Genomic DNA, 20,658 nt, shown 5'->3' with positions numbered 1-20,658 from the left:
CCTGGATCCCGCGGTCGCCTTCTTTTGCTTACTTTTCTTGGCGAGACAAGAAAAGTGAGCGGCTGCCGGGCCGCCCCCGGCAAAGGTTGATCGAAGAGAACGAAGAGATAACTACAGGCAAGTAAGTCGGAACAAAATACCCCAGATGTAAAATGTATCCACTCCCCCATCTCAACACAAAAAAGAGATAGCCGCCTAATGGAACTCCGCCACCTCCGCTACTTCCTCATAGTCGCCGAAGAACAACACTTCACCCGCGCCGCCGAACGCCTGGAGATGCAACAACCTCCGCTCAGCCACCAGATCCGCATGCTGGAGAAAGAGCTCGGCTTCGACCTGTTCCGCCGCCACCCGAAAGGCGCCGAACTGACCGCCGGCGGCGCCGCATTCCTTGAAGAAGCCAAGGCCATCCTGCGCAGCGTGGAGCTGGCCGCCGCCAAAGCGGCGCGTGCCGCGCAAGGTTATGAAGGCACGATGATCATCGGTTTCACCAGCTCGGCCGCCGCGCATCCTCTGATCCCCGGCATCATCCGCGCCTATCGCGACGCCTATCCCGGGGTACATCTCGACCTGCGCGAAGGCAATGCGGCGGAGCTGACCGAGGAAATAGAAGAAGGAAAAGTCAACCTGGGCTTCCTGCGTTCGCCGGTAAGCCAGCCGCGCGGCATCGGCTTTCATCAGTTGCTCGATGAAGAGATGCTGCTGATCCTGCCGGCCGGACATGCTCTGCTGGAGAAACAGCAAAAGAGCGAGTTACCCGTCATCTCGATCAAGGCGCTGGCAGAAGAACAATTCATCCTGGTGCGACGGCATGGCGCGCCGGGAATGTATTCCAACCTGATCGAGGCTTGCGAGAACGCCGGCTTTACGCCGCGCATCGCGTCGGAAGTCGAACGCATGCTGACCAACATCAGCCTGGTGGCGGCCGGCGGCGGCATCTCGGTGGTGCCGGCGTCGATGAAGGATTTTCATCGCGACAGCGTGGTGTATTGTCGCATCCGCGATGCGCGTCCGCCGCTGGTGGCGCCGATCACGCTGGTGAACCGGGTCGCCAGCATTTCGCCGGCGGAAAAAAACTTCCTCGCGCTGGCGAAGAAGTTCACGCGGCAATACAAGAAGAATTGAATCGGCCAGCCCTTGGGCAGGCATCAAACATCCGAGGGCGGCAGGTCGGAACTGCTGCGGATGCGGTCGCGGCCCTCGCTCTTGGCGAGATACAAGGCCTTGTCGGCGGCACGCATCAGCTTGTCTGGCACATCGACATCGCGGATCGGCACGAAGGCGCTGACGCCGGCGCTGATGGTGACGATGCCCGCTTCGTTGCCTTCATGCAGCAACCCCAGCTGGCGCACGGCCACGCGAATGCGCTCGGCCACGGCCATGGCGCCGGCTTCGTCGGCGCCGGGCAAGAGGATCGCTACTTCCTCCCCGCCATAACGCGCCATCAGATCGCCGGGACGGTTCTGCTGTCCCTTGATGACCCGGCCCACTTTGCGCAGGCACTGGTCGCCGGCGAGATGGCCGTAAATATCGTTGTATTGCTTGAAGTGATCGACGTCGACCATCACCAATCCCAGTGAATCGCCGCCGCGCATGGCGCGGCTGAATTCTTCCTGCAGACTCAGATCGAACTGGCGGCGATTGGCCAGGCCGGTGAGATCGTCTTCCAGCGCCAATCGTTCAAGCGCCTTGTTCATGCCTTCCAGATTCATGCGCGCCTGCTCGAGTTCCAGATCGGCGTCCTTGCGTTCGCGCATGAGCGAATTGAAGGCGCTGCCGAGATCGCCTATCTCGTCGTGGCGATAAGACAGCGGCACTTCGTCGTAGGTCTTGGCGGCGCGGATCTTCTGGATGTGGCCGTGCAGCTGATGCAACGGATCGATCAGGCGCGACATGATCAGCCACGCCAGCCAGCCGGCGACCACCGCCAGCGACAACGACACCAGCAAGGCGCGTTTCTGGATCTCGCGCGCCGGCAGGAAGGCGTCCTCTTGCAGATAGATGGAACCGATGATCCAGTCCGTCGACGTCATCCGCTTGAAGGCAAACAAGGCCGGCTGGTTGTTGCGGCTGACGCCCTCCATGCTGCCTTCGAATCCTCCCAGCGCGCGATCGGTGCCGCCGCTCTTGCCGCCGACGCTGTCGGCATGCTGCAGGATCCGTCCCTTGTCGATGTGATCGACAATGATGCCCCGGGAGGTGAGGACAAAGACGAAGCCGCTCCTGCCGACCTTGGCATTGGTGAACCGGCCGAGAAAATTGGCCTGCTGCAAATCGATGCTGCCGACGAAAACGAGCGCGACGTCGCCGCGATCGTCAAGCACCGGCTCGGTCATGAGCACGATGGCGCGCTGCGACAGCTGGCTGCGCAATGGCTCCGAAATGACGCCTTGCTTTTTCTCCAGCGTGCGCCGCATGTATTCCCGATCGGCAACGTTGAATTTGCCGACCGCGCTGTTGTCGATGAAGTTGGCGAGCAGGTTGCCGTCGGCGTCGAATACCGAAAAGTTGAAGAACATCTCGGTCAGGCTGGTGTGGCTGGCCAGGTAAGTCTGCAACTGCTGGCGATCGTGATGGGCCGAGGCCGGCAGCCCCTGCGACAGCGAGCGCAGCGTGACGCGGCGGGTGTGGAAGCTTTCGTCGAGCGCGGTGGCGATCATCTTGGTCGTCGTGTACTGCTGGTCGCCGATCAGGTGCTTGATGTCGCGCTTCATGACGTAGAGCGATACCGCTACGATCACGGCAGTCGTCACCAGTACGGCGGCGACCACGACCATGATGACCTTGGTCTTCAGCGTCCACTTCAGTCGCAGCAGATTGCTCAAAATGTTTTTCTTCTCAGAAATAATCGTGATGCGCGCAAGAAACCCCTGCTTGCGCAGCATGGTCATCTTAACCGACTTTAACTTCTCTCATGTAGTGCCGCGCATGCGCAAAAAACCACAAAGATCACCGGCTCAGATGACTTGCAGCGCCTGCAACACAGGCAAGCGTTCCACGAAGAAACGTTGCGCCTGCAGGCTCAGCTCGTCGAGGTTGTCTTGCTCGTCCTCCAGCCGCACGCCGTCGCGCACGAGCTTCTTGCCTTGCGCGGAAATGTGACGCCACGCGAAAGCAATGATGGCGTCCGGCGTCTGCTGTTCCTCGAGCACCGCGAGCATGAACAGTTGCTGGATGCGATCGGCCGGCACGCCGCCGCCGGTGAGCGGACTGGCGAGATGTTCGACGTCGCCGTCGGCGCCGCCTCTGGCCGCCTGCGCGATGAGATGGCGATTGAGCGCGGCACTGCCTGCGCAGCCGTGGACGATGTCGGCATCGAGCTGCACCGGGGCGGCGTTGCCGGCGCCGATCAGCATCATCACCGCGTCGACCACCTGCTGCAGGCCGAGATTGCGCGAGCCGACGACGCCGGTGATGGCGCCCAGCGAATGCGGCTGCATGTCGGACAGCTCTTCGATGATCGGCCCATAGATATGCGGGTTGAGCGTGATCTCGGTGGCGACCGTCTTGAGCATCATCGGAATCTTGTCGGGATGGTTCAACAACACCACGCGCTGCTGCGCCAGCGTCGCCTGGTGCATTGCCGGGTCCAGGCGCTGAGCGCCGCGCACCCAGTAATCGCGGCGAAATTGCTGGTTGACCATGAAATCGCGCACGCTCTGGCGCAGATGCGGATCTCCGATACCGGCGCTGAAGGCGCGCTGCTCCGGCGTCAGGTTGGCCATGTCCAGATAGTCGCGGAAGTCGGCCGAGCAGGCAAACTCCAAACCCGCGCCGGACCAGATATCGGCCATGTCGGCAAAGGATTCGGCATGCCAGTTGCGGTTGAAATATTCGTGCGCCAGGTAGTGGCGGCTCTGTTTCTTGACCAGTTCCAGCCGTTCCGCCATGAAGGGATTGGCCTGCGCATAGACCGGGTTGGCAGCGAACAAGCCGTCGGCGAACGCCAGCGCGGCATCGATGCGTTCGGCGCTGCCGCGCCCCTCGTTGGACGGCATGTCGAAATGGCGCAGCAGCAGATCGCGCAGCGGCATGAACGCGGCCCAGCCGGGTTGCGTGTTGTAGCTGACGTAGAGCACGCCGCCGATTTTGAGATGGCGGTCGACGAAATCGCGGATGATGTGCCGGTTCTCGACCGAGACCCAGCTCCAGATGCCGTGCATGGCGATGAAATCGAACTGCGGCAGGTCGTCGCGGACGCAAAATTCGGCGAAGCTGGCCTGCTGCAATTGCGCGTGGCCTCCCGCAGCGGCGCTCAATGCCCGCGCGTTGGCAACCTGTTGTGCATTGAAATCGTTGCCGTACCAGGCCACCGGCGAGGCCGCCGCATGGATGTTGACGCTCAGACCCTGGCCGAAGCCCAGTTCGCAGGCGGTGCGCACCAGCGGGCTGTCGAGGCCGGCGGCGGCGAAAGCCAGTTGCAGCCGGGCCGGGTTGAGTTGCGGGTAGTAGCCATGGGTGTAGCCGATGTCGGTTACGTAGCCGTCGGTCCAGTTGGTGTTCATTGCGCCGTCTATCCGTTCCTGTACGTTGTTGTGCGTTTCCAAGGAATCCGTAAAGATGCCAATACGCAGTGTCGCAGAATCGGGCAAAGGCGTTTTGAAGAATACGCCGGAGATTCGACCTCATTCCCGATTCTTGGCTCTCGCCGACGGTTCCGTCCAAGCACCTTCTTACACCTCGAAACACATTCCCTACAAGCCAGCATGTCTGCGTCGTGGCAAGCCTACTAGAATGCTGCATCGGAACAAAAAAGCTTCCCATGCCCAGCAACAAACTCCTGTTTGCCGCCACGCTCGCCATGCTGGTATGGCTGGCGATCTATCTGCATCCTGAGATGAGCCGCTGACTTCACCATCCGTCGGGCAATCGGCTATAGTCTGCTTTCTCCCTATCCAGCCCTTATCCCATGAGCGATTCCGTCCCCACCTCCGACCTCACCGCCCTGCGCGACATCGTGCGCCGGTTCGCCGAGGAACGCGACTGGCAACAGTTCCACACTCCTAAAAACCTGGCCATGGCCTTGTCGGTCGAAGTAGCTGAACTGGTCGAGCACTTTCAATGGCTCCAGACCGGAGAAGACCGTGAGCTCGACGACAAGCAACGCACCGGCATCCGCCACGAACTGGCCGATACACTGGTCTATCTTATCCGCCTGGCTGACCGCGTGAATGTCGATTTGTATGATGCCGTGATCGAGAAAATGCAGCTCAACCGCGAAAAATATCCGATCGAGAAAGTCAAAGGCCAGTCGCGCAAGTACACCGAGTATTGAACGCCTGCAGTGACCGTGATCCACACCATTTTCAGGAAATAGAATGAAGCCGTCCGTCAAGACCGCCGCCGCATGCGGCCTGCTGTTGAGTATCTGCGCCCTGCCGGCGCACGCCGACATCAACAGCGCGCTGCATGCCTATGGCGAGCAAAAATACGACGCCGCCTACCGCGAATTTTCGCAGTTGTCCGCGCAAGGCGACAACCGCGCCAAATCCTTCCTCGCGCTGATGACGCTGCGCGGCCAGGGCACGGCGCGGGACGCCGTGCAAGGCGCGAAGCTGGCGCGCGAATGCGCCGAGGGCGGCGAGCCGACCTGCTATGCCATGTATGGCGAACTCAATCTGCCGGGCAGGGGGCTGCCGGTCAACTTTGCCGAAGCGCGCGCCTGGACCCGCAAGGCAATTGCCGGCGGCGACCAGCGCGCCGGTTATGTCATGTGGCTGGCGTACAGTCTCGATCCGGCCAATCAGTTCCTCGTCAACGGCAAAGCCGACAACGCGAAATACAATGCCATTGCACGACGCGGCCTGGCCGAGCGCGGCGACCAGATCGAAGCCATCGATGCACTGGCCGGTTCCGCGGCCGTGGGCTACGTCCCCGCCCGCCTGATGCTGGCCTCGCTGCTGATCGAACAAAGCGGCGCCGGCACGACCAAGCAGATCCGCTCACTGCTGGACGGCATCCCGGACCTGCCGTCCAACTACAAGAAATACCTGGCGCTGGCGCAGCAGGTAGATACGCTGGGGCCGACGCGCGCGGCGCCGAAAGTGGTGGCCGACGCCATCCCGACGGTCATGACGGGCGCGGCGCTGGCCGCAGAGCGGGCCGGTACGCCCAACGCCAGCCAATGCAAGGATTTCCGCCTGATGGCGATCAATGACGTCAGCGCCGTCGGCGACGCCGTCTGGCTGCCGCTCAAGCAGCCGCTGGTAGCCGGGACGTATCCGCTCAAAGGCGTGTGGACCGAGGACTGGCACGTGTTTTTCTGCGGCGCCGAACGCAGCGTACAGATGCAGTTCACCGTCGACGGCATGGGCGGCGCCTATTACAAGGTGCGCTCCTGAGACTGATTGCAGTTATGATACGGGCGACTTCCTGACCACGTTTTCATCTTCATGAAACCTCAACGCAGCGCCGACACTGCCGAATCCCTCGACCAGACCGTCTATGACGCGCTCTTCAACGGCATCATGCACGGCCGCCTGAAGCCCGGCGCGCGCTTGCAGGAAGCCGCCCTGTGCGCACAATTCGGCGTCAGCCGCACGGTAGTGCGCCAGGCTCTGCGCCGGCTGTCGGAAGTGCAGATCGTCGACATCGTCGCCAACAAGGGCGCCGCCGTCGCCACCCCGAGTCCGAAGGAAACCCGCGACGTCTTCGCCGCGCGCCGCGCCATCGAAGGCGCCATCGTGCGCGAGGTCGCGCGCCGCATCGAGCACGGCGATATCGAACGGCTCAAGCAACGGCTGCGCGCCGAACACGAGGCCTTGCACTATCAGGACCACCCGCGCTGGGTGGCGCTGGCCGGCGGCTTTCACCTGGCGTTGGCGGAACTGTCCGGCAATCAGGTGCTGCAACGCATGCTGACCGAACTGATGACGCGCTGCTCGCTGATCGTCGCCTTGTACGAAGCGCCCGGCGAAGCCAGTTGCGAACACGATGAGCATACCCATCTCGTCGAACTGCTGTCCCTGCGCGACGCCGATCGCGCCGCCGAAGAAATGAACAAGCATTTGCTGGCGCTGGAAGCACGCCTGCAACTCCCTGCCTGAGTTTCCTCCGCTCAACATCCTCCCTTGATTTGCACCAGGATTTGCCGCTTGCCCGCGCGTGGTGCGAACTCGTCTTTGATTGCGCCAAAACAAACAAATGTATACAATTTTAAATAATTAAATATTTTTATATAAATCAATTAGTTAAATAATTTAAAAGGCTGGCATTTAACTTGCATGTATACAATTTAAGGGCAACAGTGCCGCACCCTGCCCCGACCTTTGTCCATCATGTAAGGAGCCTTGTTGCCATGAAACGCCGTGACTTTCTTTTTGCCTCGGGCGCTGCCGCCCTCTCTTCCTTGTCCGCGCTGTCTGCGCTGCCTGAACCTGCGATGGCTGCCGCCAGCCCCGCACCGCGCCTGAAAATCGGCTTCATCTATTCCGGTCCGGTGGCCGACATCGGCTGGTCGTTCCAGCACGACCTCGGCCGCCGCATGCTGGAGCGCGAATTCGGCGCCCGCATCGAAACCGTCTTCGTCGAGCGCGTGCCGGAAACGCCGGAAGCCGAGCGCGTCATGCGCCAGTTGATCGACGACGGCTGCAAGATGATCTTCGCCACCTCGTTCGGCTTCATGAATCCGGTGATCAAGGTGGCGGCGGAATATCCCGACGTCATTTTCGAACACTGCTCCGGTTACAAGACCGCGCGCAACGTCGGCATCTATCAAACCCGTTTTTACGAAGGCGCCTACCTGCTCGGCACCATCGCCGGGCGCATGACCAAGACCAACACGCTGGGCTATGTCGCGCCGATTCCGATCCCGGAAGTGATCCGCAACCTCGATGCCTTCGTGCTCGGCGCGCGCAGCGTCAATCCCAAGGTCAACGCCAAGGTCGTGTGGATCAATGCCTGGTACGACCCGGGCCTGGAACGCGATGCGGCACAGACGCTGATCGCGCAAGGCGTCGACACGCTGTACCAGAACACCGACTCGCCGGCGGCCGTGCAAGTGGCGCAGAGCCGCAAGCTGTACGCCTTCGGCCAGGACTCCGACATGACGCGCTTCGGCCCCGATGCCCACCTCACCGGCAACGTGCTGAACTGGGGCGTGTACTACGTCCACAAGGTGCGCCAGGTGCTGGAAGGCAAATGGAAATCGGAAGATACCAAATGGGGCATGAAGGAAGGCATCGTGCAACTGGCGCCACTCAATCCCGCCTTGCCCAAGGATGTCGTCGCGCTGGTCGAGCAACGCCGCAAGGCCATCATCGCCGGCACGCTGCAACCATTCGCCGGTCCGATCAACAACCAGGCCGGCCAGGTGCTGGTGGCCGCCGGCAAGACCGTTCCCGAATCCGAACTGTGGACGATGAAGTGGTATGTCGAAGGCATACAGGGCAAACAACCGTAAGAAGGATTCTCCATGACTGAAATCGACTTCTCCGAACTGGGCGTGTATCAACGCTACAAACTGATGGCCAGCCTGATCGTGCCGCGGCCGATTGCGCTGATCACCACGCTGGGCGAAGACGGCACCATCAATGCCGCGCCGTTCAGCATGTTCAACATGCTCGGCGAAGATCCGCCGATCGTGATGGTCAGTATCAACCGTCTGCACGACGGCGACCTCAAGGACACCGCCGCCAACATCCTCAGGACAGGAGAATTCGTCGTGCACCTGACCGACGAAGCCATGTGCGAACAGATGCACGCCTGCGGCGATCGCTTGCCCTCCGGCGTGAGCGAACTGGCGCATGCGGGCTTGCATGCGACGCCGTCGCAAAGCGTAGCGCCGCCGCGCATCGCCGAGGCACCGGTGGCTTTCGAATGCGTCCTGCATGAAAAACTGGAGACCGCCAGCCGCACCATTTTTATCGGACGCGTACAATGGCTCGCAGCGCGCGACGGCCTGGTGGACACCGAACTGTGGCGCGTGCGGTTGCAGGATTACCATCCGGTGGGCCGTTTCGGCGCCAGTTTTTACGTCAGGAGCAGCGAGCGGTTTTCGCTGGAGAAGGCGCAGGCCAGCTCTACTCCGATCGACGAAATGTGAGAAAGAACTCCTTTCATCAAGAGTCGTAACGCAGCAGATCGCCCAAACAGGCCGCTCCCTCCGGGTTCTTTCCAGAAAGGGCGCATCTCACGCCTCTTGATGAAAGGAGTTCTAATAAAATGACATTCAACGATAGTGACGTTAAAGCCATGCGCCTGGCCATCGAAGCATCCGCCGAAGCACTTGCCGACGGCGACATGCCTTTCGGCGCAACACTGGTATCGCCGCAGGGAGAAATCCTGCTGGTCGCCGCCAACAATCAAAACAGCGCCGCCGATTGCACCGGCCATGCCGAAATGGTGCTGGTGCGCACCGCGCAAAAGCAACTCGGGCTGAAAGCCCTGCGCGGCGCCACCGTCTACGCCAGCGGCGAACCTTGCGCCATGTGCAGCGGCGCGATGTTCTGGGCCGAGATCAGGCGCGTGGTATACGCCGCTTCGACCGTACAGATCGGCGCGGCGTTGGGCGGCCCGCAACTGCCGGCGCGCAGTGCGAACGTGCTGGCCGACGCCAGCCCGACCATGGTCGTCGAAGGACCGCTGATGGCCGACGAAGCCTGTGCGGTGCTGGCGCGATTTGTGCCGGACTAAAGATCGTGCTTGCCATCATCGCAAACAATTTCCGTTTGCCAATATTTCCATAAGAACATGCTTGCGCTACAAGTGTAAATTTGACGCGCCTCGCTTCAGAAAACGACATTGTTGTCGTTACCGGGATTACATCCGACAAAGAATGTCGACAACTATTCTTTGCGGCAAGTGAGACAAGCCCCGTTGCCATGAATCGAGTACAAGCCATGAAGATGCCTGAAATGTCGCCGCGTGATTTTTATCAAGTGAACGCATTGCATGCATTCGGCCTGTTCGCATCGTCGGCGGAAATGCGCTTTGAGCGCCTGACGCGTCTGGCCAAGCGCCTGTTCAACGTGCCGGTGGCGTTTGTCAGCCTGGTCGATGCGCATCGCCAGTGGCTGCCGTCGAAACCGGATCATGCTGCCGCTGCGCGGCACGCCGTTCTGCCGCGTGCCGCGACAACCGATGAATTGCTGGTGGTGCCGGATACCGTGCTCGACGAGCGCTTTCAGGATCATCCCTTGATGGGCGACGCCAGCGTGCGCTTCTATGCAGGGTGCCCGATCTGCGTGGGCAACGGCGACCAGTTGGGGACGCTGTGCCTGATCGACAATCAGCCGCGCGCCTTCAGCGACGATGACCAGGCGTTGCTGCGCGACCTGGCGAAGATGGCCGAACAGGAATTGTTCGCCATGGAGCTGGCGACCGTCGACGAGCTGACTCGCGTGCCGAACCGACGCGGTTTCGAGGCAATGGCGGAACAGGCGCTGAGCCTGTGCAAACGCCTCGACAAGCCGGTGTCGCTGTTTTACTTCGACCTCGACCTGTTCAAGCAAATCAACGACCGCTTCGGCCACGCCGAAGGCGACCGCGCCTTGCAGGACTTCAGCGCCATCCTCACGCGCAGCTTCCGCCAGTCCGACATCATCGGTCGCCTCGGCGGCGACGAGTTTGCCGTGCTGCTGCCCAACACCAGTCAACAACAGGCCGACGTCGCGCTGCGTTTCCTCGACAAGACGATCAGGCAACACAATCGCGGCAGCAAGCGCGGCTACAAATTGCATTACAGCGTGGGTTACGTCGGCAGCAATGCTTCTGCCGGGCAGCCGGCGCAGTCGGTCGGCGAGCTGATGCAACGCGCCGACGCGTGCATGTACGAGAACAAAAAACAACATGCGCGCCACAGCGCCGGCGTGTTCGCCATGCTGCTGGCGTTGCTGCTCCCGGCACAGCGCAAATACCGGCTCTGAGCGCTGACGGCAGAACGACAAAAGCACCGCCGCGCGCAGGCGGCATTGTCCCGGCTTGTTTCACCAAATCCGCAATCGACTTCGAGTATGATGTGCGCTCCATCTCGCCACGGGAGTGCAACATGAATTTGCGCATTGTTGATTTGCCGTCGACCCAGGTTGCGTTTTTGCGTTACACCGGCCCCTACGGCCCGGCGCTGGGCGACTTCTGGCGCGACGTTTTCATTCCCTGGCTGCAAGCCAATCAACTCGACGGTCCGACCTGTTATGGCGTCGGCCTGGACGACCCGACCACCACGCCGCCGGAGCAATGCCGCTACGACGCCTGCGTGGAAGTGCCGGCCGGATTCGTCGCCGGCGGCCCGGCCAGTATGACCACGTTGCCGGGCGGTCGCTACGCCATTGCAGATTTTCGCGGCCATGCGCGCGACATCGGTGAGGCCTGGATGAACATGTGCCGGCAATGGGTGCCGGAGCAACACCTGCAATTCGATGCGCGTCCTGGTTTCGAACGTTATTTGCCGGGTTCGCGCACGGATCCCGAGACCGGCTTGTTTTCCTGCGAACTCTGCGTCGCCGTGCGTTAAACTTCTTCAGGTTCTTCCATTCCTGCTGTTGCAGTCCGGGGGGCGCAATGATGGGTAAGCGACAATGAGTACGACGGACCGGGACGCCGCGCCCGCTGCACCGGCAGAGCCGTCCCGACAGGAGGAGCTTGCCAGGAAACCGGCGTCGGTGGCCAACCTGGCAATCGGTTTCATCCTGCTGGTCTGCGCGCTGTTCATCGCCCTCGACCTGATCCAGCTCGGCCTGGCGCGCAAACAGCAGATCAACGACACCAACGTCGCCGTCGCCAACATCGCCCGCGCCTTGCAACGCCACGCCGACGACACGCTCAAATCCACCGACGTGTCGCTGATCGGCATGATCAAACTGATCGAAACCGAAGGAACCGGTCCGCGCGGCCTAGGCCATCTGGCCACGCTGATGAGTCAGAACGCCAACGCGCTGCCCCAGGTCCACGCCTATTTCGCCTACGATGAACACGGCCGCTCCCTGGTCGATTCCACCCCGCTCTACGTGCAGCAGAACGTCTCGGATCGCGACTACTTCATGTTCCATCGCAACAATCCCAGCCGTGACGCCTATGTCGGACCGCTGATCAAGAACCGCACCACCGGTTCCTGGATCATCACGGTATCGCGCCGCCTCGACCATCCGGACGGCAGCTTCGCAGGCGTCATCATGGCGGCGCTCGATCTGGAATACTTCAAGACCTTCTACGACACCTTCGACATCGGCAAGGAAGGGGTGATCTTCCTCGGCATGAACAAGGGAACGGTGCTGGTGCGGCGTCCGCTCTACGAACAATACGTCGGCAAGAGCATGATCGATACGCCGATCTTTCGCGACCATGTCTCAAAAAACGCTTCCGGCCTGGTCACGTTCAGATCGACGATAGACAACCAGATCCGGCTCACTGCCTACGATCATTTGCAGCACTATCCGTTGTATGTCTTCGTGGCGCTGTCGAAAGAAGAAGCGCTGTCGGGCTGGGTGGAAGACACCATCATGCACGCCTGCGGCATCGCCATCCTGGTGCTGACGCTGTCGCTGCTGGGATTGCGCCTGGTGCGGCAAATCAAGTTGCGCGCGCGTACCGAAGTCTCGCTGCGCGAGGCGCGCGATTCGCTCAATGAACTCAACGCCACCTTGCAGCGACTGGCGCTGGAAGACGGACTGACGGGCCTGGCCAACCGGCGCCATTTCGATCTGGCGCTGCAGGAAGAACTCAGCCGTGCAACCCGCAACGCCAGTTCGCTGGCGCTGATCATGATCGACGTCGACCGCTTCAAGCAATACAACGACATCTACGGCCACGCCGCCGGCGACGAATGCCTGCGCCAGATCGGACGCGCCGTGAAAAAGGTGCAGCGCCGCAGCGGCGACCTGGCGGCGCGTTACGGCGGAGAAGAACTGGCGGTGCTGCTGCCCGACACCAACCTCGCGGCAGCGCTGGGGATCGCCGAGCAACTGCGCCAGACCATCGACGCGCTCCAGATCGCCCACGCCGGCAACCCGATCGGCAACGTCACGGTCAGCGCCGGCATCGACGCACTCATGCCGGCGCGCGCCGACGACCTGCCCGAGACGCTGATCCGGCAAGCCGACCAGGCGCTCTATCAGGCAAAGAAACAAGGTCGCAACCAGGTCTGCGCCGCGACCGACCTGGCCTGAATCCGCGCCCAATCGTCAATAAAAAACCGCAGCGCGCATGCCTCCCCTCCCGAAGACTCCTTTGTCAAAGATCGCTTGCGAGGAGACGCCCATGCCGCGTCGAAAAATATATTTACCGCGGGAAACAATATTTCCTGTTTTTGCGTATGCTTGAGGCTGGATCGAACATGCCGGATATCGCATGCAATCTGCCAGGGCCTGCTTTTTCCGCACCGTCTTTGCGGTCCTTTTTGCAACTTCTTTGCAACATCCTTGGCATCCGTTGAAGCGACTTCATGTTAAAAATACAAACAAATGAGAGGGGAATCATGACTAAACACATCATCCGCATAGCACTGTCGCTATTGGCCCCTGTTCTCCTGCTGACAGCCTGCGACCACTCCGTCGACGACAAACTGGCCGCGCAGGCGGCCGCGGAACAATCGCTGGGCATCTCGCCGAGCCTGTTCGCCACCAAATTCAACCGCGCCATCAGCGACGTCCTGGAAGACCGCAAGGACGAGGACGCCGCCCGCATGGCGCCGCTCTATACCATCGACGTCAGCCAGTTGCATGGCGGCGGCGAGAAGCACACCTTCCAGACCCAGGTCGGTCCGGCGCAAACGTCCATGATGGGCAGCCTGGCCAAGGACGGCGACCTGAAGACGGTCGGCGTACTGCTGACCACCCGCAGCGAAGGTGCGCGTGCCGAGTTCTTCCTGTGTGCGGAAGCAACCGGCCGCCTGGTCACCGACGGCGACAAGAAAAAGCTGCCCGACCTGATCAAGCGCCTGGTCAACAACGCCCTGAACAATCCCGGCCAGCGCATGACCGAAGCCGTCGGCGACAAGCTGATGTCGGCGGAGATCATCCAGCAGGGATTGATGTTCCAGATCGAACACAAGTAACAAGAAAGAAGAAAGCAAAGCGGGGGCGACCATGGTCGCCCCCGCTGCTTTATTGCCGGCGGTGAAGGATCAGAGATCCAGTTTGATCAGGCGCGTCGCCTTGGCCGTGCCGCCGGCCATCAGATGGCGGATCTTGCCGTCGTCGAGGGACAGCCTGACCTTGATGACGCTGGGCGACGGCGGCTGCATCAGATAGCCTTGTTCGATGATGATCTCGGCATCCCTGACGCCGGCGTAGTCGCGCAGGTAACAGGCCAGCGGGCCGGCCGCGGTGCCGGTCGCCGACTCCTCGGGAATGCCGAAGCGCGGCGCGAACATGCGCACGCCGGCATGCCGTCCGCTGATCGTGGTCATGTCGGAAAAAGCGTAGTAGCCGATCACGTCGAGCTCGTTGCTGATGGCTTCGATCATCTTGAAATCGGGACGCAGCGTGGAAACGGTCTGCTCGTCGGGGAAGGCCAGCACCAGGAAAGTATTGCTGGTGTTGACCAACGCCGGCGCCAGCGTGCCGTGAAATCGCGCCGGCGTCACTCCCAGCGAAGCGGCGATGCGCGCCATGAACGGAGAATCGGCCGCAATGTTGCGGTACTCCGGGGCGTGCTGCTCCATGTAGACCATGTCGCCGTCGATCAGGATGTTGCGATTGCCGTCGATGGTCTCTTTCGACAGCATGCCTTCGCCGACCAGGCCCAGCTTGCGCAGCAGGGAAAACGTGGCGATGGTGGCGTGGCCACAGTGCGGAATCTGGCGCGTCGGGGTGAAGAATTCCAGCTTGATGGTGGCGCTTTGCGAGGCGGACACGAAGGCCGTTTCGGACAAACCCAGCTTGCGGGAGATATGCAGCTTCTGGGCCACAGTCAGAGAATCCGCTTCGAGCACTACACCTGCTGGGTTGCCGCCAATGGCGCCATCGATGAATGCATTAACGATCTGAGCTTCGACGTGCAAAATAAATCCCCCGAAGTTATTTGTTCTTCAGGGGATTCTAGCGCAACACGCCGGGTATGCGCTGGCGAGTTGCAACTTCGCACAAATTACCTGGCCTGGAAGGGTTCAAACGGTTCGGTCAGGATGCCCGTCAAGGTGCGCACGCCGTCGATGTAATTTCCGAGGCGCATGTTTTCGTTGGCGCTGTGCTGGTTGTTGTCGGCATTGACCAGCGGCACGATCACGAAGGGAATCTTCAGTGCGCCGACCATGGCGCCGGTCGGCACGGTGCCGCCCATCATGCGGATCTGCACCGGCTCCTTCCCGTAGGTTTTGTTGAAGGAGCTGCGCAGCCATTTGCCGATCGGCGAAGCCAGATCGGTGCGCACCGCCATGCTGGATGCCGATACTTGGGCATAGTCCAGCGACGCCAGCTTGCCGTAGCGGGCGCGCTCGTCATCGGTCGGCTCGCCCTTGACCAGATGGAAGCCCTGCTTCTCGATGTGCGCCTTGAGCAAACCCAGCAAGACTTGCGGATCGGTCTCCGGCACGGTGCGCAGATCGAGCTCGGCGATCGCCACGCCCGGCACGATGGTGCGCGCCTTGGCGCCGACGTCGGCGGATTGCAGGCCGCGCACGTTCAGCGTCGGATATTGCATGGCTTCCTGGTAGTTCTGCCCGACCTTCTCGGCCTGGGCGATGCCGAGACGCTTGCGCAGCGCGACTTCGTCATCCGGCACGGCGCGCATGATGCGGCGCGATTCCTCATCCAGCTTCACCGCGTCGTAATAGCCGGCCACCGTCACGCGGCCGTCGTCATCCTTCATCGACGCCAGCAGGCGCGCCATGGTTTGCGCCGGGTTGGCGGCATAGTTGCCGTAGTGCCCGCTGTGACTGTCCTGGCGCGGGCCGAAGACCTTCAGCGTGGCCTGCGCCACGCCGCGGTTGCCAAACACCAGCGTCGGCAGATTGCTGGCGTGCATGGGACCGTCGAGCACCACCAGCAGGTCGGATTTCAGCAACGCCTGATGCTCGCCGATGACCTTGCCCAGCGAGGGCGAACCTTTTTCTTCTTCCGAATCGAGGATGATCTTGACGTTCACCGCAGGCGCGGCGCCACTGGCCTTGAGCGCATCGAAGGCGGCCAGCATCATCATGATCGGCGCCTTGTCGTCGGCCGACGCGCGTCCGAACAGACGCCATTCGGGATTCGGATTGGCGCCATAGAGCTGATCGATGGGCAGCGTCTCCCATTGGCCGGCGGCGTTGCGCTGCTTGAGCGTCGGCTTCCACGGGCTTTCCTGTTGCCATTCGGACGGCGTCACCGCCTGGCCGTCGAGATGCGCGTAAAACAGCACGGTGGGCTTGCCTGCCTGGTTGCCCGGCAGTTCGGCGAACAGCATCGGTCGGCCGTCGTTGGCCAGTTGCTGCGTACGGAAACCGCGGCGCTGGAAGGCCTGTTCGAACCACGCGGTGTTGCGTTGGATATCGGCCGCAACGACGGAGTCGTTGGGGATGGCCAGTACTTCGGCCCATTCCTTGAAGGTGGCTTTGGCGGCGGTGGTTGTTTGTGCGCTGGTCGGTGCAGCAGCAAACAACGACGACGAAGCAAGCATCGCCACGGCGGCGCCGGAAACGAGACAGGCGGCGTGGAGCGAGCGACGGGAGATGATGTTCATGCGATTTCCTCAAGGCAATGGAAAACCCATGATACAGAAATCGTCTTCCGGCGAACATCCGCCAGGAGGCCGACGCGGCGCTGCATGAGACGCAAACGCACGTCCCATGCGCACCCGGCACGAATGATGAAAATTATTTGTGCATTATCGAACGACGCCGGCCGGTGCCGTCGATATCAGGCCGAAGTGTCGATGAGGTTGCCGATCGATTTCCAGCCGGCGGAGACATCGTCGGCCACGGTGTGGGCCGCCGACTTCACGGTGTCGACGGTGGAGTCGACGACGTCGCCGATTTCATCGCCGACTTTGGCTACGGCATTTTTCACCGGCACGTAGACGTTGTCGTACAGTGCATTGGAATAAGACGAAGAAACGGATGAAACGCTCATGGCATGCTCCTTGAAAAAGTCGATGAATTGTTCTGTCTTCATCATAGCCATTCGAAGCGCCGACAAGAACAGGCGAGAGCGCCATTTCAGGTAAATCCGGTTAAAGATTTGTAAGGACTCCCGCCGCCCTGATTGTTACGGCGTCGCCAGAAACCGCGAGATCACGCCGGCCGCCTTGTCGATGTTGAGCACGCCTTCCAGATGTCCTCCCGGTCCCTGCAGCAGATACAGCATGCCGTGGCCGCCCTGCTTCTTGAAACGCTGCAGCGCCTCCATCGACAACTTGAGCGGAAACACCAGATCGCTCGAACTCGGGATGAACAGGATCTTGGCCTTGATGCCCTTCACTTCCTCGTCGCTGAGGTAGTACAGTTGGTTCGCCTTGGCCATGTAAATGATGCTGTTGCCGTCGGCGACTTTGGCGCGCGCGCGGGCGCCGGCTTCCAGCGCCGATTCGATCTTGAACAGATTGCCCATGGCGGCGCCCGGCGCCTTCCCGGGATCGGCCGGCGCATAGCCGAAAGTCGCCTGCGCCCAATCCCAGTGACGCGTCTGCACCGTCACGATCTTGAGCGCCTCGGCCACGCCGTCGTCGGGGTCGCCGCTGCCGTAGTAGTCGCCCTGTTTCCACTTCGGATCGAGCCGCACCGGCAACGACCAGACATCCAGCAAGGCGATCACGTAAGGACTGATTTCAAAACCTGGTCCGATCACATGCACCACGCGCTTGACGAAATCGGGGTACAGCGCCGCCCATTCCATCGCCTGAATCGACCCGCCCGACGCGCCCATGGCCGCCGCCAGCTGATGCACGCCGAGCTTGTCGAGCAACTGCTTGTGCACGCGCACCGAGTCGCGCAGGGACACCACCGGGAAACGCATGCCGTAGGGCTTGCCGGTGGCCGGATTGATCGAGGCCGGACCGGTGGTCGTGACCATCGTATCCTTGACGTTGACGTTGACCAGCGTGTCCGCGCTGACCACGAAATACTTGTCGGTGTCGATCGCCTTGCCGGGACCGATCAGGCTGTCCCAGTAGCCGGGCGCGGCGTCGCTGTCCTTGTATTTGCCGGCCGCGTGCGAAGTGCCGGAAAAGAAATGCGCAATGAAGACGGCGTTGTCGCCGGCCTCGTTGAGCTTGCCGTAGGTTTCATAACCGACCCGTACATCGCGGATTTCCTGACCGCCGACGGTGGTATAGGAAGGCAAGGTAAATACCTGCTTGTTGACCAACGGCAACGGCGCTGATTGCGTCGTCTGCTGTATCGACTGTGCCGGCTGCGGCATTTTCTCCAGCGACTGGGCGCGCACGGGAGAAGGCAGCGACGACGCGAAGACGGCCTGGAACGACAAAGCGCAAGAGACAATGAAAAGCATGGCGCAAGGCAGGGAGAGAGACAGGTGGCGTGACTGCGTCATGAAGCGAATCTCCTTGGTATGGATTGGACAATCCCGGCCACTCTACGACAAGCATCGCCGCATCACAACCGGGCATGTGTAAAAATACGCCTCTGACGAGTCAACACATCAACGGAGATTTCTGTGCCCACCACCCACCTGCCCGACATCGCCGGCTTGCTGCACTTGCGCAATGCCCATGGCGACAGCGCCGCCATCAGCCTGTACGGCGCGCAACTGCTGTCCTGGAAAACCGCCGAAGGACGCGAGCATCTCTATTGCACGCCGATGCCTTCGGTGAAACCGGGCGCATCGATCCGCGGCGGCGTGCCGGTCTGCTTCCCGCAGTTCTCCGGTCGCGGCACGCTGCCCAAGCACGGCCTGGTGCGCAACCTGGTCTGGCATGTCGAAGGAGAGGTATTGAGCGGCGACGACCAGGATGTCGCCTGTGTGCGACTGGTCGCTACCGACACCGACGGCACGCGCGCACTGTGGCCGCACAGCTTCCTGCTGCAGTTGCAGGTCGAACTCGGCGCGGGATGGGTCAGCGTTGCGCTCAACGCCACCAACACCGGCGAAGCCGCCTTCGACTTCACCGCCGCGCTGCACACCTACCTGGCCACGCCCGACGTACGCCAGGCCAGCGTGACGCAACTGCAAGGCGCGCGCGTGCTCGACACCACCATCGCCGGCGGCAGCGAATCAATACATGGCGCTGCGCCGCTACGCATCGGCGACGAAACCGACAATATCTATTTCGCCGCGCCCGCGGCGCTGTCCCTGCTGCAAGACGAACAGCCCTTCCTGCAACTGGACCAGCAAGGCTTCGCCGACAGCGTGATCTGGAATCCCGGTCCGGCCAAAGCGGCGCAACTGGGCGACATGCCCGCAGAAGACTGGACGCGCATGCTGTGCATCGAAGCCGCGCAAATCGAACATCCGGTGCGCCTGTCGCCGCAAGCAACCTGGCGCGGCGTGCAGCGGCTGACGCGCAGCCGCTGACACGCAACTAATGACACGCAACTAATGACACGCAACTAATGACAACCTGGCAGCGGACTACAGCGTCAACAGCAAGGCGCCCTGCACCGCGCCGGACTCCAGCAGACGGTGCGCCTGTGCAGCGTCCTTCAGCGGCAGCCGGTCGGCGATGTCGATCTGCAATCCCGCCTGCAATTGCGTCACGGCGGCATCGGCGGCGGCGCGATACTGTTGCAGGTCGCCGATGAAGCTCAGGATGCTGGGCCGCTCCAGCAATACGCCACGCGCCTGCGCTGTCGGCAAGGCTTCCGCCGGCGCGCCTTCGCCGGAGACGGAACCGATGCTGATCGCCATGCCGCCGCTGCGCGTTGCGGCAATACTGCGCAAGACGTGCTCGCCGCCGATGCCGTCGATCACAAGGTCCGCGCCTTTACCGTCAGTAAGGTCGCGCACCACGGCGACGAAATCTTCCTTGCGGTAGTTGATCGCATGATCCAGTCCGCGCGAGCGCGCCAGCGCAGCTTTTTCTTCGCTGCTGACGGTGCCCACCACGCGCGCCCCCATGCCTTTGGCCCATTGCGTCAACAACAACCCCAGGCCGCCCGCCGCCGCATGCACCAGTACGGTCTGGCCGCGTTGCAGACGCGCGTAATGATTCAGCAACAGGTAGCCGGTCATGGCGCGCAGCATGCCCGCGCCGCCCTGCTCAAGCGATACGTCGTCAGGCAAGGGGATCACACGCGCCGCGTCGAGATCGACATGTTCGGCATAGCCGCCGCTGCGCGCCACCCACGCCACGCGCTGGCCGACTTTCAACGCCGACACCTCGGTGCCGACCGCTTCGATCACGCCGCTGCCTTCCACGCCGGGAACGCCAGGCAGCGGCAAGGGATAACGTCCGACGCGCTGGTAGACGTCGACGAAATTGACGCCGGCAACCTGCTGGCGCACGCGCACCGCGTCGGACGCCAGCGGCGCCAGCGTGCGCGAGACCGGTTCCAGCTGCGCGGCGTCGCCGTAGGAAGAAAATTGAATGACCCGGGAAGTGACTGCTTGTGCTTGCGTGTTCATGTGCGTGCTCCGTATCGGTTGTTGGATGGAACGGGAAAAGGGAAAGTGGACGTTCAGAATAACTTCGTGCAAAATCGAACGGAATTCCCCATCCACGCCCAGGTCCTGTGCAAAAATCAACCAATACCTCTACGGCATCCCTCGCGCTCGAACAGCTCTCCTGGGACGACGTGCGCTACTTCCTCTGCCTCGCGCGCAGCGGCAGCCTGTCGGCGGCGGCGCG

Annotated in this window: 19 protein-coding genes; 12 read left to right on the top strand and 7 right to left on the bottom strand. The window is 61.7% G+C overall.

Translation table 11 applies throughout. The features are described 5' to 3' along the window. The first annotated feature begins 198 nt into the window (after nt 1–198). A complete protein-coding gene (locus PMI16_RS23305; protein WP_007884167.1) occupies nt 199–1,125 on the top strand; it encodes a LysR family transcriptional regulator in 927 nt (308 codons plus the stop codon). Between the two features lie 23 nt (nt 1,126–1,148). Here PMI16_RS23305 and PMI16_RS23300 read toward each other — a convergent pair whose 3' ends face one another. Then, nucleotides 1,149–2,825 carry a sensor domain-containing diguanylate cyclase gene (locus PMI16_RS23300; protein ID WP_034382028.1) on the bottom strand — a complete coding sequence of 559 codons (1,677 nt, stop codon included), beginning with the start codon at nt 2,823–2,825 and terminating at the stop codon, nt 1,149–1,151. A 132-nt stretch (nt 2,826–2,957) separates the two neighbouring features. Beyond that, a complete protein-coding gene (locus PMI16_RS23295; protein ID WP_007884163.1) occupies nt 2,958–4,505 on the bottom strand; it encodes a methyltransferase regulatory domain-containing protein in 1,548 nt (515 codons plus the stop codon). Between the two features lie 404 nt (nt 4,506–4,909). On the opposite strand from PMI16_RS23295, the gene PMI16_RS23290 reads away from it, so the two are divergent. The 10 genes from PMI16_RS23290 (at nt 4,910) to PMI16_RS23245 (ending at nt 13,990) form a co-directional block, all read left to right on the top strand. Continuing rightward, nucleotides 4,910–5,275, top strand: coding sequence for a nucleotide pyrophosphohydrolase (locus PMI16_RS23290; RefSeq protein ID WP_007884162.1), 366 nt, complete (start codon nt 4,910–4,912; stop codon nt 5,273–5,275). A gap of 43 nt (nt 5,276–5,318) precedes the next feature. Then, the gene (locus PMI16_RS23285) at nt 5,319–6,341 is read left to right on the top strand and encodes a tetratricopeptide repeat protein (protein ID WP_007884161.1); all 1,023 of its coding nucleotides are present in this window, start codon (nt 5,319–5,321) and stop codon (nt 6,339–6,341) included. A 51-nt stretch (nt 6,342–6,392) separates the two neighbouring features. After that, entirely contained in the window at nt 6,393–7,046 is a 654-nt protein-coding gene (locus PMI16_RS23280) for a GntR family transcriptional regulator (protein WP_007884160.1), read from the top strand. Nucleotides 7,047–7,297: 251 nt separating this feature from the next. After that, nucleotides 7,298–8,401, top strand: a complete 1,104-nt coding sequence (locus PMI16_RS23275; protein WP_007884159.1) for a BMP family ABC transporter substrate-binding protein — start codon at nt 7,298–7,300, stop codon at nt 8,399–8,401. 12 nt (nt 8,402–8,413) lie between these two features. Beyond that, nucleotides 8,414–9,043 carry a flavin reductase family protein gene (locus PMI16_RS23270; protein WP_007884158.1) on the top strand — a complete coding sequence of 210 codons (630 nt, stop codon included), beginning with the start codon at nt 8,414–8,416 and terminating at the stop codon, nt 9,041–9,043. 119 nt (nt 9,044–9,162) lie between these two features. Then, entirely contained in the window at nt 9,163–9,633 is a 471-nt protein-coding gene (locus PMI16_RS23265) for a nucleoside deaminase (protein ID WP_007884155.1), read from the top strand. 206 nt (nt 9,634–9,839) lie between these two features. After that, nucleotides 9,840–10,865 carry a sensor domain-containing diguanylate cyclase gene (locus tag PMI16_RS23260; protein ID WP_007884154.1) on the top strand — a complete coding sequence of 342 codons (1,026 nt, stop codon included), beginning with the start codon at nt 9,840–9,842 and terminating at the stop codon, nt 10,863–10,865. Between the two features lie 122 nt (nt 10,866–10,987). After that, on the top strand, nt 10,988–11,452 hold the full coding sequence (locus PMI16_RS23255; protein ID WP_007884153.1) for an AraC family transcriptional regulator: 465 nt from the start codon (nt 10,988–10,990) through the stop codon (nt 11,450–11,452). Nucleotides 11,453–11,516: 64 nt separating this feature from the next. After that, nucleotides 11,517–13,103 carry a sensor domain-containing diguanylate cyclase gene (locus tag PMI16_RS23250; protein WP_157212777.1) on the top strand — a complete coding sequence of 529 codons (1,587 nt, stop codon included), beginning with the start codon at nt 11,517–11,519 and terminating at the stop codon, nt 13,101–13,103. A gap of 308 nt (nt 13,104–13,411) precedes the next feature. Next, entirely contained in the window at nt 13,412–13,990 is a 579-nt protein-coding gene (locus tag PMI16_RS23245; protein ID WP_007884148.1) for a hypothetical protein, read from the top strand. A gap of 69 nt (nt 13,991–14,059) precedes the next feature. Here PMI16_RS23245 and PMI16_RS23240 read toward each other — a convergent pair whose 3' ends face one another. The 4 genes from PMI16_RS23240 to PMI16_RS23225 form a co-directional block, all read right to left on the bottom strand. Then, on the bottom strand, nt 14,060–14,938 hold the full coding sequence (locus PMI16_RS23240; protein WP_034382021.1) for a PhzF family phenazine biosynthesis protein: 879 nt from the start codon (nt 14,936–14,938) through the stop codon (nt 14,060–14,062). A gap of 86 nt (nt 14,939–15,024) precedes the next feature. Then, on the bottom strand, nt 15,025–16,596 hold the full coding sequence (locus PMI16_RS23235; RefSeq protein WP_007884146.1) for a M20/M25/M40 family metallo-hydrolase: 1,572 nt from the start codon (nt 16,594–16,596) through the stop codon (nt 15,025–15,027). Nucleotides 16,597–16,772: 176 nt separating this feature from the next. Then, a complete protein-coding gene (locus tag PMI16_RS23230; RefSeq protein ID WP_007884145.1) occupies nt 16,773–16,985 on the bottom strand; it encodes a hypothetical protein in 213 nt (70 codons plus the stop codon). Nucleotides 16,986–17,120: 135 nt separating this feature from the next. Beyond that, a complete protein-coding gene (locus tag PMI16_RS23225; protein ID WP_007884144.1) occupies nt 17,121–18,404 on the bottom strand; it encodes an E22 family MetX-like putative esterase in 1,284 nt (427 codons plus the stop codon). 123 nt (nt 18,405–18,527) lie between these two features. Here PMI16_RS23225 and PMI16_RS23220 point away from each other — a divergent pair, with 123 nt between their 5' ends. Beyond that, entirely contained in the window at nt 18,528–19,385 is an 858-nt protein-coding gene (locus PMI16_RS23220) for a D-hexose-6-phosphate mutarotase (protein ID WP_007884143.1), read from the top strand. 57 nt (nt 19,386–19,442) lie between these two features. Here PMI16_RS23220 and PMI16_RS23215 read toward each other — a convergent pair whose 3' ends face one another. After that, nucleotides 19,443–20,435: a quinone oxidoreductase family protein gene (locus PMI16_RS23215; RefSeq protein WP_007884142.1), complete on the bottom strand. Its 993-nt coding sequence runs from the start codon at nt 20,433–20,435 to the stop codon at nt 19,443–19,445. Between the last annotated feature and the right edge of the window lie 223 nt (nt 20,436–20,658).

This window comes from Herbaspirillum sp. CF444 (assembly GCF_000282135.1).
Taxonomy (GTDB): Bacteria; Pseudomonadota; Gammaproteobacteria; order Burkholderiales; family Burkholderiaceae_D; genus Herbaspirillum.
Note: the sequence above shows the minus strand (reverse complement) of the source record. Positions and strands in the feature narration are given on the sequence as shown.

Excerpts from the sequence above, each read along its gene's own strand:
- PMI16_RS23215 (WP_007884142.1), bottom strand. The coding sequence starts at position 20,435 with ATGAACACGCAAGCACAAGCAGTCACTTCCCGGGTCATTCAATTTTCT.
- PMI16_RS23295 (WP_007884163.1), bottom strand. The coding sequence starts at position 4,505 with ATGAACACCAACTGGACCGACGGCTACGTAACCGACATCGGCTACACC.
- PMI16_RS23245 (WP_007884148.1), top strand. The coding sequence starts at position 13,412 with ATGACTAAACACATCATCCGCATAGCACTGTCGCTATTGGCCCCTGTT.
- PMI16_RS23260 (WP_007884154.1), top strand. The coding sequence starts at position 9,840 with ATGAAGATGCCTGAAATGTCGCCGCGTGATTTTTATCAAGTGAACGCA.
- PMI16_RS23265 (WP_007884155.1), top strand. The coding sequence starts at position 9,163 with ATGACATTCAACGATAGTGACGTTAAAGCCATGCGCCTGGCCATCGAA.
- PMI16_RS23235 (WP_007884146.1), bottom strand. The coding sequence starts at position 16,596 with ATGAACATCATCTCCCGTCGCTCGCTCCACGCCGCCTGTCTCGTTTCC.
- PMI16_RS23270 (WP_007884158.1), top strand. The coding sequence starts at position 8,414 with ATGACTGAAATCGACTTCTCCGAACTGGGCGTGTATCAACGCTACAAA.
- PMI16_RS23230 (WP_007884145.1), bottom strand. The coding sequence starts at position 16,985 with ATGAGCGTTTCATCCGTTTCTTCGTCTTATTCCAATGCACTGTACGAC.
- PMI16_RS23290 (WP_007884162.1), top strand. The coding sequence starts at position 4,910 with ATGAGCGATTCCGTCCCCACCTCCGACCTCACCGCCCTGCGCGACATC.
- PMI16_RS23280 (WP_007884160.1), top strand. The coding sequence starts at position 6,393 with ATGAAACCTCAACGCAGCGCCGACACTGCCGAATCCCTCGACCAGACC.
- PMI16_RS23275 (WP_007884159.1), top strand. The coding sequence starts at position 7,298 with ATGAAACGCCGTGACTTTCTTTTTGCCTCGGGCGCTGCCGCCCTCTCT.
- PMI16_RS23225 (WP_007884144.1), bottom strand. The coding sequence starts at position 18,404 with ATGACGCAGTCACGCCACCTGTCTCTCTCCCTGCCTTGCGCCATGCTT.
- PMI16_RS23285 (WP_007884161.1), top strand. The coding sequence starts at position 5,319 with ATGAAGCCGTCCGTCAAGACCGCCGCCGCATGCGGCCTGCTGTTGAGT.
- PMI16_RS23255 (WP_007884153.1), top strand. The coding sequence starts at position 10,988 with ATGAATTTGCGCATTGTTGATTTGCCGTCGACCCAGGTTGCGTTTTTG.
- PMI16_RS23305 (WP_007884167.1), top strand. The coding sequence starts at position 199 with ATGGAACTCCGCCACCTCCGCTACTTCCTCATAGTCGCCGAAGAACAA.
- PMI16_RS23250 (WP_157212777.1), top strand. The coding sequence starts at position 11,517 with ATGAGTACGACGGACCGGGACGCCGCGCCCGCTGCACCGGCAGAGCCG.